This window comes from Halorubrum sp. 48-1-W, from assembly GCF_003287355.1.
In the GTDB taxonomy this organism is placed as follows: Archaea; Halobacteriota; Halobacteria; order Halobacteriales; family Haloferacaceae; genus Halorubrum.
In genome coordinates, this window is record NZ_QMIM01000029.1 from 18,528 (window position 1) to 30,828 (window position 12,301).

Below are 12,301 nucleotides of genomic sequence, written 5' to 3' on the forward strand. Positions count from 1 at the left end.
ACGTCGATGCTAATCGTGGCGATCGGTCGTTGAGGCCGGACACGGCGAGTCAAATCGTGTGTTTCGCCTCCTCGGCGTCCTCGACGACCTCCAGCCCGCGGTTGTTCACGGCGTAGGGGTCGAGCCCCTGTTCCTGAAGGAACTGCTTGTAGAGCCGCTCGGCGGTCTCGCCGTCCTTCTGTTTGTCGCTGGCGCGGTCGCACAGCTCGATCAGGTTCTCGGGCACGTCGTTCTCGTGGACGATCCAGTGGTTGATGGTGTCCGAGAGCCGGCGGATGGGCGAGGTGAAGTGGCCGTAGATGTCGAAGTTGAGCGCGTGGTGGCCGCCGAACGGGTCGTTCATGTACTTCGCACGGGGCATCACCTTGAGGACGGCCCGCTGGATCTTGTTGAGCTGGCGGTCGGGCGACTCCTCCAGGGCGGCGTTGACCGCCTTACGCGGGTCGTCGCCCCACGCCGAGCCGGGGATGGAGACGCCGTCGAGCTCCTGGATCTCCTGGAGCGCCTTGTTCCACTGGTCGGGCGTCGGTTGCGGGTGGACGCGGTACATCGCCTCGACGCCGCGGTCCCACATCAGGGTGTGTGTCACCGCCTTGTTCGCCTTCAGCATCGACTCCTCGATGATGGTGTGTGCGCGGTCGCGACTGGGGTTCAACACGAGCGAGCCGTCCTCCTTGCGCTGTTCGTGCATCCGGTCGGCCAGCTCGAACGCGAGCGCGTTCTCCTCGCCGAGCGGGAGCGAGGGGTCCTCCAGCCGTTCCTCGCACTCGTTGTAGGTGAGCCGCTCGTCGGAGTTGATGACGGACTTGTAGATGTCGATGTCCTCGAACGAGAGCGTCTCGTCGTCGATCTCCATCTCGACCGTGTGGGCGAGCCGGTCCTCGTTGGGGACGAGCGAGCAGACGGTCTCGGCGAGGACCGGCGGGAGCATGTGGATCGTGTAGGCGGGCAGGTAGACGGTGTTCGCGCGCTCGACCGCCTCCTCCCACATCGCGGTGTCGGGCGTGACGTAGTGGGTCACGTCGGCGATGTGGACCCACAGCCGGTAGGCGTCCTCCTCCCGTTCGATCGAGATGGCGTCGTCGAAGTCCTGGGCGTCGATCGGGTCCGTGGTCCAGGTGGTGAGCTCCCGGAGGTCCCGCCGCCCGTCGATCTCGGCTTCGATCTCGTCGTAGACGCCCTCGGTCCGGGCTTCGGCCTCGCGGAGGACCTCGCTCGGGAACTCGTCGCGGATCCCGAACTCCTCGAACAGGTCCTCGCGCTTGTCGGCGAGGCGGTCGGCCAACTCCGGCGTGACCGTGACGGGGCCCTGGTCCTCGGCGGAGCCCTGTTTCGGCTCGTCGTCTGACATACCGACCTCAACGGGGGTGCGTTAGAAAGGCCTGTCGGGGCGGATCGCCCCGTCGTCGCGTCCCTCCGTCATCCGTCGTCGCGTCGCTTCGCGGAGTCGGCGACGGCGTCGGTGTACCGCTCGAGGAACTCCTCCTGTGAGAGGCCATCGGACTCGATGGAGAGGACGAGCGACTCGAGGCCGTCGCGGGGCTGGTGACACAGTTCGTCGTCACAGTCGACACAGAGGTACTCGAACTCCTTGTCCCGTCGATCCCACCGGTTCCCTTCCTTGTCGTACTCGCGCGCGTCCTCGCGCAACACGGACTCCCCGCACGCGATACAGACCACGGTCCGACGGTCCCGACTCCTCGGGGAGCGCCACATACACGTCACCTCGGACCCGGTCTACTTAGCGTTTGATGCCATCGGCAGGGTGGGGGGAGGCGAGGTGGGCGAGACGGGGCCGGTCCGAACCATTAAGCTCAACTGATCTATCGGCACAAAAAAATAAGGTGACGATATCCGGTCGTTCGCGGCGGGTTTCCGGCGTCGATCCTCAGCTGTCCGACGACTCTCACCCGTTCGACGACTCCCAGCCCGGGACACTGTACGCTGCTCTTAGCAAAGTCCCTTCGCGGACAGTGAAGAGGCATGGAGACCGTCGTCGATGCCACCGTCCCGCTGGATCGGTTCGTGCTCGAAGAAACCATCGAGCGGGTTCCGGACGTCGAGTTGGAGTTCGTCCAGTCGGCCGTCCACAGTTCGGCGCGTCCCATGCCGTTCCTGTGGGCGTCGACGAGCCGTCCCGACCGGCTCGAAGCCGCGCTGCGGGACGACCCCTCTACGGAGCGCGTGAACCACCTCTCCAGAGACGACGGCCGGGACCTGTACTCGATAGACTGGACGGCACGCGCGGCCGGCCTCATCGACGGGTTCGCCGAGGCGGACGGCTCGGTGCTCGACGTCCGCGGCACCGCCGACTGCTGGCTGTTCCGGATCCTGTTCGCCGACCGCGCGATGGCGTCCGAGACGTTCCAGACGTGGTGTGACGCCGGGACCGACGTCTCACTCTCCCGCGTCGGTAGCCTCTCCTGTCGAGAGCGCGACACGGGGGGACTGTCGGAGACACAACACACCACCATCGCGCAGGCGTTTCGGACGGACTACTACGACGTCCCGCGGGGCACGACGCTGGAGGAACTGGCGGCGGAGTTCGGGGTGTCACACCAGGCCGTCTCCGAACGCCTCCGGCGGGGTCACTCCCACCTCGTCGAGCGGATGCTTTCGGAATCGACGGTCGGGTCGGAAGGCCGCCCGTGACGGTCGTTCCGTGCCCCATCCGGAGTGGTAGCGCGTGAGTTCCCCGTACACGCACTCGACGGAACGCGTCGCCCGGATCGTCCGGGGTATCGTCAGAGAGGCCCGAACGAAAAACGTCCCGTTCATGGCCGGGAGCATCGCGTACTCGGCGTTCGTCTCGCTGCTACCGCTCGTGTTACTGCTGGTGATCGCGGCGTCCGTGGTCGGCGGCGAACCGCTGGCGAGCCGCGTCCGGGGCGCCACGGGGAGCTACCTGTCGCCGACCGGCCAGTCCCTGGTGGCCGACAGCATCAGCCAGGCCGGGAGTCAGACGGGGCTTTCGATCCTCGGGATCGTGGTTCTCTTTTGGGGCGTGTTTCGGGTCCTGCGCGCGCTCGACACGGCCTTCTCGGCGATCTACGACACCCACCAGCGGAACGACCTCCCAAACCAGTTCAGAGACGGGGCCGTCGTCCTCGTGGCCCTCGGGGCCGCGTTGCTGGCGATGTTCGCTGCGGCGATGATCCTCCGGTTCGTCCCGGATCTCCCGGTTCCGGGGCTGGTCCGGAGCACGTCGTTGGTTCTCGCCCTCTCGATCGTGTTCCTCCCCGTCTTCTACGTGTTCCCCGACGCGGACCTGCCCCCGCGGATGGTTCTCCCCGGTGCCGTGGTCGCGGCCGTCGGTTGGGCGTTGCTCCACGCGGGCTTCGGCGTCTACGTCGCGTACTCGTCGACGCAGGACCTGTACGGCGTCATCGGCGGCGTCATCCTCTTCATCACGTTCCTCTACTTCGGCGCGCTCGTGATCCTGATCGGGGCCACGACGAACGTCGTCGTCATGGGTCGCCGGGCTCCGGTCTCCGCCGGGACGGGGACGGCTCGATGAGGTCTCGACCGACTGCGGACGATCGAATCGAGACGGTCAGCCATTACGGACATCATCCCGGATACGGCGTCCATAACAATTCGCGAGCACCCCGTCGGAGAGTCCGAGATGGAACGAACGAAGACTCTCATCCGAGAGGCGACGGACGGTGTCGAAGCCGGATCGACAAACGCCGAACGCGCACCGGCGAACGGTGCCCCGGTCGGTGACCGATGACCCCGTCTCAACCCGCGAACGACCTCGTCACGACCCTCGACGCCGGGGACGTCGCACTCGGGATGCTCGACAACACGTACAGTCCGACGCTCGTGGAGTTCTACGGCGAGCTCGGCGTCGATTTCGTCTGGTTGGACTTCGAACACGGCGGGCCGGACCCGTGGGACGCGAGTCGGGTGGAGGGCCTGCTCCGTGCGGGTGAGCGGACGGGCGTCGAGTTGCTCGTGCGGCTTCCCGATACGGACCCGACGCTCGTCCGGAAGGCGCTGGACCTCGGCGCGCGAAACGTGTTCCTCCCGCGCGTGGAAACCGCCGAGGAGGTCCGCGACGCGGTTCGATCCGCTCGGTTTCGTTACGAGGGGGGCCCCGGTGACCGAGGGCTGGCGTCGCCGCGGGCCAGCCGCTGGGGGCTCGCCGACGACTACGTCGCCACCGAAGACCGCGAAACCCTCGTCGGCGTGACTATCGAAACCGAGGCGTCCGTCGAGAACCTGGACGAGATCCTCGCCGTCCCGGAGCTGGGATTCGTCTTCATCGGTCCGTTCGACCTCTCGGTGGCGCTCGGCCACCCGGGCGAAGTCGACCATCCGCGGGTACAGGAGGCTGTCGAGACGGTTCGATCGAAGGCCGTCGACGCGGACGTCCCCATCGCCGGACTCGGATTCGGGATGGACGACGTCAACGAGAAGGCGTCGAACGGCTACCAGATGCTGAATCTCGGGAGCACGACCGCGGCGCTCGAAGGGACCGTCACCGGCTGGCTCGACGCCTACGAGCAAAACGACGCCTGAGGGGTCGGTCATAGCTCAACTCGGGGCGTTGCTGTCGGCCGTTTATTTTGATCAGCGATTCTACGGAGGCTACCGCCAAACCTCCAGCCGTACCATTATATACTATCCACCGTGGTCGGTGGCGAACACCTCCAAAGCCCCAGTCGCTCGGCTGTACGTGACTGGCTCTCGAACAGCGGTGAACACCTCCAAAGCCCCAGTCGCGAGGACTCGCGCGCCTCGTTGCGCGCTTCAGTCGCTCGCGCTGCTCGCTCCTTCCAGTGCTTCCGTCGGCGTGCTTCGCCCTCGCGACTGCCCCTTTGAGTCCCACCCGTACCGCACAGCACCGCACCTCACGCCTCCCCAGCCTCGCCGCTCACGCCCTTCGGGCGTTCGCGGCGTCCCTCGCGGACTCCTCGCGGTCGCCGTCGGCGACCGCTCGGAGGCGCGCCACCGCACCGCATCGTTCTTTATAAATAATCGTCGCCGCCGTTCGCGGGTGTTTCTGTGTCAGATAGGGGATCAGTGCGCGTCGCGTGTCGTCAGTCCTCTTCGATCGCGGCCAGCGCCTCTTTGGGCGCGCCACACTCCGGACACGAGTCCGGCATCCCTCCCTCCAGATCGCCCATCTCGCCGCACTCCGAACAGCGCCACATCAGGTACCCCTCGCCGAACTCCTGTCCCGGCACGGTCTCCGTGTCGTCCCCGCCGGTCGAGCCGCGTTCCGCGATCGAGACCTCGAACCCGTCGGAGGTGTACCCGCTGACCTGGCCGAGGTGCCGTCCGTCCTCGTCGTACACCGACTCGCCCGGATCGATAGGCTTCTCGTCGGGGACCGATCCCGACGACGGCTCCGCCGCCTCCTCGCTCATGTTCGACACCTCCGTGGAAGTCGCTCGGCGTGGGACACGGTGCGGGTCATCGTTCCGCCACCTGTCCGGCGGGGACCACGCCCTGTTCGAGCAGTTCGGTCTCCCCGAGACCCGCCCCCCCGTCCCGCCGAATCCGCCGATAGAGTCGGCTGAACACGGAGACGACCACGCCCAACCCCGGCACCCACCTCGACGCGAGGGCCGCACCGAGCAGGAGGAACCCCGTCCGGGTGTCCCGACGGGCGAACGCTGCGGCGGCGTCTATCAGGGTCGAGACGATTCCCAGTCTCCGTAGCGTCTTTCCGCCGTGTATCGATCTCATCACGACGACTTACGGGACCGAAAGGGAACTGGCTCCGGCTTGCGTCCGCAAGGGTTTCTCTTCCCCGCGGAGTTCCCCCGCGAGGGACACGCGGTCGATCCGCTCACTTCGACGAGGGTCGACTACCGACGTACAGGAACGGGCCGACGTTGACGAGGACGCCGGCGACGAGGAGCCCCCAATTGACGACGGGGTCGTTGTACCAGACGAGGTCGACGCCGATCGACCCGTGATAGAGCGGCCAGAGCGGCTCGATGGAGTCGGCGATGTCCGGCGCGGAGAGCATGTCCGCGAAGACGTGAGCGAGCCCAGGGATCCAGACGGCGAGGAAGCCGAACCGGACGCTGTGGGCCGCAGTCTCCGGGGACAGCCAGTCCGTGGTACCGGCGACCGACTCGACGGCCTTCCCGACGACGGGACCGACGACCACTGCGAGGAGCGTCACCGCGAGGACGGTGTGAAACACCCCGTGGTGTTTGACGGTCGGAACGAGCCCCTCCAAGACGAGGTCGACGTCCGACAACATCCCGAACGGAACGCCGACTGCGACGAACGTCCCCGCCGTTTTCCGACGATCGAGGAGGAACCACGCGGGTGCGAGCCAGAGCAGCGCCATCCCCAAGTGGCCGGTCACGTCTACCATCCGAGCGGTCCCCCGGGCGCGGCCGGCCCGCCTCCCGCCGAGCGCGACGTGGAACTGACGTCGACGGTCAGCGTCGCGATTCCGCCCCGTTTCGTGGGCCGACGGTCGGTCACCGCTCCGCCCCCTCGCCGGCGCGCCGGACGTCCGGGGTGATCCGGTCCGCGCTCTCGATGGTCCAGACGTCGACCTCGCCGCCGGTGTCGGCGTCGCGCGCGCCGACCACGGCGTCGACGCTCGCCTTCTCCGTCTCTCGGGCTGCGATGCGGGCCACGGCGTCGATGTCAGGGGTGTCGCTGATCTCCAGTCCGCGGTCCCGTAAGGCGACCTCGAAGGACCGGTAGAACTCCTGGACCGCGGCCGATTTTCCCGCGATCCCGATCCCGACGCCGCCGAGGTCGAACACGCGTTGGAACCGGTCCGACGACACCGTCCCCCCGTCGACGACCCGGGTGTCCCCGACGATGGCCACTCCTGTCGGCGTCTCGATCGCTACGACGGTGCTCATCGTTGTATACGGACGCCGACCAGTTGGGTAACGCCGGTGCCTGCGTGTGCGTGGGGAGGTGGAGACCGACGGACTGGCGGGGTCGGCGGGAGAACGGGACCACAGCGGCGGGTCGTCGCCGTGACCGCGACGGTCACTGTCGTAGGGAGAACGGGCCCGCTCCGGCGGTCCGTTGGGCGACCGTCGAGAGCCGTAGCATGTACGAGGTCAACACGAGGAACGGGGCCAACGCGATCGTGAACACGGTCGCGACGAAGCTCATGAGCGGCGGCAGGCCGAACACCCACTCATCGGGCAGGAGCTGTGCGTTGATCGCGAGGATGGCCGACGCGGTGACGAGGATCGACGGAAGCGAGATGACGAGGAGCGTCCGCGACAGCTGGGACACCTCTTGGGTGTAGTAGAGCGTTTTGAAGTACTCCTTGCCGGTGGCGAACAGCCGGAACGCTCGAATGAGGTCGTCAAGCCGCTCCTCGAACGCGTCGGAGAGGCTGTCCTCGTAGGAGCTACGAAGCATCCGCGAGCGGTCCATGTACACCCCGTAGTCCGCCTCCAACCCGAGCCAGAGCACACCGAAATCCGCCCCGGAGGCGGTGTCGCCCTGCTCTCCCAGCGGTTCGACGGTTCGGATGACCTCGTCGACGTACTCGTGGATGTCTCGGGCCAGCTCCTCGTCGTCTCCCGTGCCGACCGCTTCGAGGGCGGTCGCGCGGTCGTGAATGACCGTCGCCATCAGGCCGAGAAACGAGGCCGGGTCCGTGGGGCTTTCGCCGCTCTCGGTCAGCCCGCCGATGTCCCGTCGGAACTCCACCACGCCCCGAATGCGGTTCCCTTGCGCCTCCACGGAGGTGATGTCGTGCGAGAGGACGATCGAGTTGATCGACACCACGACCGACACGAGCAGGATGATGCCGCTCAAGAGCGCGCTCAGGAGCGTCTGGACCGCGGGCGTCTCCGTGAGAACCTGTTCCATCTCGAAGGGCCAGGTCAACCCGACCGCCATGAGCGCCGAGAACATGAACGTCAACAGCGCGCCGGTGACCGCGAGCCGATTGGCCTCCAACAGGACCCATCGGACCACGTGAATGCGACCGTTCCGCCGTGGGACCGGGAACCAGTCGCGGAGGCTCCAGTAGCGGTCGGCGACGCTCATGATCGCTCCGCCACGAACCCGGCGACGACCGGACTCACGAGGAACAGTATCGTCTCGACGACTGCCATGGGAGGTAGGCGGCTCTGAGAGGGATAACGCCGGGGCTTGCGAACGCAACACCCTTTTTTCGTCTCCCTCGCGGTCTCAGCTTCGGTCCGCGTTCGGGTTTCGATCGGCTTCGGGCCCGGTATCGAATTCGAACTCGGCTTCGGGCCCGGGTTCGGATTCGGTCGTCGGCTGGGGGTCGTCGCGTTGGAACTCCTCTTCTCCCGCGTGGGCGTCCTTCGGGTCCGTCCCGACGTCCTCCGCGACCGTCGCCTCGGGGCGGATCCTCTCCCCGTCGAGCAGTTCGGGGAGGACGATCCGGATCGCTTCGAGGACGAGCACGAACAGGATCGGCATGAGGAAGATGCCGTACCAACCGAACAGGATCGGCCCGATCAGGTAGGCGAAAAGCAGCAGGATCGGGTCGATCCGCCGCCCGGAGAGGTACGGCTGGAGGAACGACTGCGGCAGGACGTCCAGGAGGAGCACGTAGGCCACGAGCACGGCCCCGACGAAGACGAGGCTCCCGTCGCCCCGATCGCCGCTGACGGCCTGGAACCCGAGCGACGCGACGATGGGGACGTAGACGACCTTGCCGACGACGACGGGGATCAGGCTCGCGATCCCGGTCAGGAACCCGGCCACGAGCACCATCGGCACCTGGAGTCCGGGCGGCGCCACGAGGTTCGTCACTGCGTACGCCACCGTCGCCAGGATCGCCGAGGCGACGACGAACAGCAGGTTGCCGAAGAACACCGACTCCAGGTCGGCGTCGACCGCGATCGCGTAGGCGTACGCGGTCGAGTCGCGCCCCCCGATCAGTTCGACCAGCCCCTCCGAGACGTCGTCGTCGTTGGCGAGCAGGAAGTACGCCAGCGTCGTGGCGAGCCCGAGTAGGAACAGTCCCCCCACGACGCCCTGAAGCGCGGTCACGACGGTCCCCAGGTTTGCCCAGAGCGATCCGCCGGCGTCGAGGACCGACGTGGGGTTCGACAGCAGCGACACCAACTGCTCGCGTTGCTCCGCGGAGAGCGCGTCGACGCCGGTGATCCTGGCGATGAGCCTCCCGACGACGTTCCCGTCCCCGAACTGCTCGCTGACGGTCTGAAACAGCCGGAGACCGGCGACGGCGAAAAGCACCAGGATCGGCACGATGACCGACAGCGCCGTGAGCGTCGCCGCGAGCTGTCGCGAGCCCGTTACCGAGCGGAGGCGGACGCAGATCGGTCGCGTGGCGTAGTAGCCGAACACCCCCAATACGACCAGCCCCATGAAGGAGCCGACGACGTACGCGACTACCGCGCCGAGGAAGAGGACGAACGCCCACCAGGCGGTTCGACTCCGGGTCGGCAGTCGGCCTTCGAGTCCGCTCGTGGGTCGGTCCATCTCACCGCCCCCGTGACGGGCGTCGTGCCGGTACAGCGGCGGACGGGTCCGGTCCGCCCGCCACCCGCGCCGAGGACGGTCCGCTCCCGCGTCGGTCGCCGGTCCGGACGGTCACCCGGTCACGGTCGCCGACCCGACGGACCGTACCGGATGCTGATACATCACACATATTAAATATTTGGGCACCGATATTCTTGAATCTTGCGAGAAAGCCACTAATAGGGCGTATAGGGGCAGAAAACCGTCGACATATCAACGGCTTTCAATAGCAAGCAGACCATATATATTATATCTTATATTTTATATATACTCCCCGCAGGGGCAAGCAGAACGGTTAGGATCCGGAGCACCGTCCGTTCGATCGCTATGCGAGACGAGGTAACCCTGACTGAGGACGACGAAGGCAAGAACGTAGTGAACGCCGACGGCGACCCCGTCGGTCGCGTCATGAGCGTAGAACACGGCTCGGCGCACGTCGACCCCGATCCGGGACTGGCGGACACGATCCGATCCAAACTGGGCTGGGGCGACGCCGACGAGGACGACTTCCAGCTCGACACCTCCAGCATCGCGGCCGTCTCCGACGACGAGATCCGTCTGAGCAGATAACGCTCCCGACTGGACAGCCACCGGACCGCCTTCCGTCGAACCCCAGTTTTCGGGACGAAGTCACACCGCGTCACTATGGAAACATCAAAAGACAGCAGTTCGAGGGTACCGAGCCACGTGAACGTCCGTCCGATGGAATCGGACGACCGGGAACGGATCGGCGAGATAACGCGCGACTCGCTGCAGTCGTCCTACTCGCTCAGCCCGGCCCAGATCGAGACGATACTCGAAGAGGAGTTCGACGACGCGGCGCTGACCGACCTGCTCGACGACCCGGATACGGTCGTGCTCGTCGCCGAGGTGACGGTCGACGAGGTGGAAACGGTTCACGGATTCGTCACCGTCGAACTCGGAACGAAAGCGACGATCCGGTGGCTCCACGTGGACCCGGCAGTACGGGGCGAGGGGGTCGGCACGGCGTTGCTCGATCGCGTTCGCGAACGGTTCGACGACGAGCCGATCGCGGCGAGCATCCTCGACGACGCCGTCGAAGGCGGCGAGTTCCTGGAGGGGTTCGGCCTCAAACAGAGCGGTCACGACCGGATACGGGTCGGCGGTGAGGAGTTCGCGGTCACCGTGTTCACCGGCGGTCAGTCGACGGCGAACCCGGCCGAACCGACCGTCACGGTTCCGGCGTCCGTCACCGTCGACGGAGTCGACCGATCCGTCGACCGCGACGACAGCGTCCCCGGCAGCGAGGCCCCGTTCTTCACCGTGTACTGCGCCGACGACGAGGCGGACGCGTACGGGTACTTCTGTTCGCAGTGCGGCAGTACGAACGTCTCCACAGACGGCCTCGACAGGCTCGAATGCGGGGAGTGCGGCAACACTCACCTGGCCGACGAGTGGGACGACGCGTACCTCTGAGGCGGACCACGATGGACGAGGCTCCGTCGGCGTTCCCGCGGTCGTCCGGCCACGACCGAACTCGCTCCGGCGGCGACGACCGAACTCGCTCGGGCGGTGTCGAGACCGACGTCGATCCGGACGCCTCCCGCGGGACGGGGGCTACCGGCGACGGGACCGAACGGTCCGACTCCTCGACGGCGGACGACCGGCGCGACGGGGCAGACACGCCCCGGATCGACGTCGGGGTTCTCATCGCGCACTCGCCGGGGGCAGCCGTCGAGCCGTTGCGGTCGTTCGCCCAGCGGACGGCCCGCGACGGCGTCGACGAACTGGCGGCGGCCACGGACGCAGGCTGGCGGGTTCACTGCGCCGAACCCGACCCGCTCGCGGACGCCGCCCCACGGCGACCGTCCGAGTTCCTCGACGAGGCCGCGCTCCACATGGTGAAGTGCCCCTACGACCTCGTCGTCGTCGTGACCGACGTTCCCCTGACCACGCGCGAGGAGCGCTCCGTCGAGGGGCTCGCGTCGCCGCTCGCGCGCGTGGTCGTCGTCTCGACGCGGCGACTCCTCCGGCGGCCCGGTCGAGAGACGGTTCGGGCGCTCGACTCGGCGGCCGTCCGCTGGAACGCTGCGACCCTCCTCGTCCACCTCCTCGGACACGTGTTCGGCGCGGACCACGGCGACGGCGGGGTGATGGCACCGTTCTCGTTCGATCCCGATCGTCGGCGCGTCCCGCCGTTCGACGCGGACGTCACGCGCCACCTCCGGACGATCGCCGCCCGCATCCCCGAGGCGGACGCGTCGAGGGGGCGGCTTCGCCGGCTCGCGTTTCACGCGTCGAGCCTCGTGCGGAACCCACGGACCGTCGTCTCGACGCTCCTCCAGAGCCGCGCGCCGTTGCTCCCGTTCTCGCTCCCGCGCCTCTCGACGGCCGCGGTGACGCCGACGCTAATCTTAGTGTTCAGCGCCGAGGCGTGGGACGTCGGGTTGAACCTCACCAACCGCACCGCCGCGCTGTTCGCCGTCGGGAGCGTCCTCGCTGCCGCGCTGCACCTCCTGTACGTCCAGCGGCTGTCGTTCCCCCGCGAGCGCAGTCAGGTGATCACGGAGCACATGGTCCTGGTGAACGTGACGGTGTTCTTCATCCTCGTCGCGGCGATGGCCGGGCTCTTCGTCCTCGTCGGGTCGATCATGCTCCTGATCGAACTCGCTGTCTTCCCGCCGAACCTGATGACGAACTGGCCGAGCCTCGAGGACCCCACCGTCGGACTCGTCGACCTCGTCCGCGTCGGCGGCTTCATCAGCACGCTGGGCGTGCTGTCCGGCGCGCTCGCGGGCGGGATCGAGAACCGGATGGCGCTCCGCCACCTCGCGCTGTTCCGCGACCGGCCGTAGTCGACGGCCGACCGACC

The 12,301-nt window shown here is 67.3% G+C and carries 14 protein-coding genes; 6 read left to right on the forward strand and 8 right to left on the reverse strand.

Annotated features, from left to right (window positions below; all coding sequences use genetic code 11):
• Positions 1-49 precede the first annotated feature (49 nt).
• Both DQW50_RS13320 and DQW50_RS13325 read right to left on the reverse strand, forming a co-directional pair.
• Positions 50-1,351 (reverse strand): ribonuclease catalytic domain-containing protein, encoded by a 1,302-nt coding sequence (locus DQW50_RS13320; protein ID WP_112079762.1) that lies wholly within the window; start codon positions 1,349-1,351, stop codon positions 50-52.
• A 68-nt stretch (positions 1,352-1,419) separates the two neighbouring features.
• Positions 1,420-1,716, reverse strand: coding sequence for a hypothetical protein (locus DQW50_RS13325; protein WP_112079763.1), 297 nt, complete (start codon positions 1,714-1,716; stop codon positions 1,420-1,422).
• A gap of 267 nt (positions 1,717-1,983) precedes the next feature.
• Between DQW50_RS13325 and DQW50_RS13330 the strand changes: the two genes are divergently transcribed.
• The 3 genes from DQW50_RS13330 (at position 1,984) to DQW50_RS13340 (ending at position 4,524) form a co-directional block, all read left to right on the forward strand.
• Complete coding sequence (locus DQW50_RS13330) at positions 1,984-2,652, forward strand: helix-turn-helix domain-containing protein (protein WP_112079764.1); 669 nt, start codon at positions 1,984-1,986, stop codon at positions 2,650-2,652.
• Positions 2,653-2,686: 34 nt separating this feature from the next.
• Complete coding sequence (locus DQW50_RS13335) at positions 2,687-3,517, forward strand: YihY/virulence factor BrkB family protein (protein ID WP_112079765.1); 831 nt, start codon at positions 2,687-2,689, stop codon at positions 3,515-3,517.
• A gap of 212 nt (positions 3,518-3,729) precedes the next feature.
• Positions 3,730-4,524 carry an HpcH/HpaI aldolase/citrate lyase family protein gene (locus DQW50_RS13340; RefSeq protein WP_112079766.1) on the forward strand — a complete coding sequence of 265 codons (795 nt, stop codon included), beginning with the start codon at positions 3,730-3,732 and terminating at the stop codon, positions 4,522-4,524.
• Positions 4,525-5,045: 521 nt separating this feature from the next.
• Here the strand turns inward: DQW50_RS13340 and DQW50_RS13345 are convergent.
• The 6 genes from DQW50_RS13345 to DQW50_RS13370 form a co-directional block, all read right to left on the reverse strand.
• A complete protein-coding gene (locus DQW50_RS13345; protein ID WP_112079767.1) occupies positions 5,046-5,375 on the reverse strand; it encodes a hypothetical protein in 330 nt (109 codons plus the stop codon).
• Positions 5,376-5,421: 46 nt separating this feature from the next.
• A complete protein-coding gene (locus DQW50_RS13350) occupies positions 5,422-5,697 on the reverse strand; it encodes a hypothetical protein (RefSeq protein ID WP_241964425.1) in 276 nt (91 codons plus the stop codon).
• A 103-nt stretch (positions 5,698-5,800) separates the two neighbouring features.
• Complete coding sequence (locus DQW50_RS13355) at positions 5,801-6,340, reverse strand: metal-dependent hydrolase (protein ID WP_112079768.1); 540 nt, start codon at positions 6,338-6,340, stop codon at positions 5,801-5,803.
• A gap of 109 nt (positions 6,341-6,449) precedes the next feature.
• Positions 6,450-6,845: a hypothetical protein gene (locus DQW50_RS13360; RefSeq protein ID WP_112079769.1), complete on the reverse strand. Its 396-nt coding sequence runs from the start codon at positions 6,843-6,845 to the stop codon at positions 6,450-6,452.
• A 133-nt stretch (positions 6,846-6,978) separates the two neighbouring features.
• Positions 6,979-7,998 (reverse strand): hypothetical protein, encoded by a 1,020-nt coding sequence (locus DQW50_RS13365; protein ID WP_112079770.1) that lies wholly within the window; start codon positions 7,996-7,998, stop codon positions 6,979-6,981.
• Between the two features lie 144 nt (positions 7,999-8,142).
• On the reverse strand, positions 8,143-9,429 hold the full coding sequence (locus DQW50_RS13370; RefSeq protein ID WP_112079771.1) for an AI-2E family transporter: 1,287 nt from the start codon (positions 9,427-9,429) through the stop codon (positions 8,143-8,145).
• 366 nt (positions 9,430-9,795) lie between these two features.
• Here DQW50_RS13370 and DQW50_RS13375 point away from each other — a divergent pair, with 366 nt between their 5' ends.
• The 3 genes from DQW50_RS13375 (at position 9,796) to DQW50_RS13385 (ending at position 12,284) form a co-directional block, all read left to right on the forward strand.
• Positions 9,796-10,038 (forward strand): PRC-barrel domain containing protein, encoded by a 243-nt coding sequence (locus DQW50_RS13375; RefSeq protein ID WP_112079772.1) that lies wholly within the window; start codon positions 9,796-9,798, stop codon positions 10,036-10,038.
• Between the two features lie 117 nt (positions 10,039-10,155).
• Positions 10,156-10,905: a GNAT family N-acetyltransferase gene (locus DQW50_RS13380; RefSeq protein WP_112079773.1), complete on the forward strand. Its 750-nt coding sequence runs from the start codon at positions 10,156-10,158 to the stop codon at positions 10,903-10,905.
• 11 nt (positions 10,906-10,916) lie between these two features.
• On the forward strand, positions 10,917-12,284 hold the full coding sequence (locus DQW50_RS13385) for a hypothetical protein (protein ID WP_241964427.1): 1,368 nt from the start codon (positions 10,917-10,919) through the stop codon (positions 12,282-12,284).
• Positions 12,285-12,301 lie beyond the last annotated feature (17 nt).

Bases quoted from the DNA above. Each gene is read 5' to 3' on its own strand.
- DQW50_RS13355 (WP_112079768.1), bottom strand. From the start codon at position 6,340: ATGGTAGACGTGACCGGCCACTTGGGGATGGCGCTGCTCTGGCTCGCA.
- DQW50_RS13345 (WP_112079767.1), bottom strand. From the start codon at position 5,375: ATGAGCGAGGAGGCGGCGGAGCCGTCGTCGGGATCGGTCCCCGACGAG.
- DQW50_RS13360 (WP_112079769.1), bottom strand. From the start codon at position 6,845: ATGAGCACCGTCGTAGCGATCGAGACGCCGACAGGAGTGGCCATCGTC.
- DQW50_RS13385 (WP_241964427.1), top strand. From the start codon at position 10,917: ATGGACGAGGCTCCGTCGGCGTTCCCGCGGTCGTCCGGCCACGACCGA.
- DQW50_RS13325 (WP_112079763.1), bottom strand. From the start codon at position 1,716: ATGTGGCGCTCCCCGAGGAGTCGGGACCGTCGGACCGTGGTCTGTATC.
- DQW50_RS13320 (WP_112079762.1), bottom strand. From the start codon at position 1,351: ATGTCAGACGACGAGCCGAAACAGGGCTCCGCCGAGGACCAGGGCCCC.
- DQW50_RS13340 (WP_112079766.1), top strand. From the start codon at position 3,730: ATGACCCCGTCTCAACCCGCGAACGACCTCGTCACGACCCTCGACGCC.
- DQW50_RS13350 (WP_241964425.1), bottom strand. From the start codon at position 5,697: ATGAGATCGATACACGGCGGAAAGACGCTACGGAGACTGGGAATCGTC.
- DQW50_RS13375 (WP_112079772.1), top strand. From the start codon at position 9,796: ATGCGAGACGAGGTAACCCTGACTGAGGACGACGAAGGCAAGAACGTA.
- DQW50_RS13370 (WP_112079771.1), bottom strand. From the start codon at position 9,429: ATGGACCGACCCACGAGCGGACTCGAAGGCCGACTGCCGACCCGGAGT.
- DQW50_RS13330 (WP_112079764.1), top strand. From the start codon at position 1,984: ATGGAGACCGTCGTCGATGCCACCGTCCCGCTGGATCGGTTCGTGCTC.
- DQW50_RS13365 (WP_112079770.1), bottom strand. From the start codon at position 7,998: ATGAGCGTCGCCGACCGCTACTGGAGCCTCCGCGACTGGTTCCCGGTC.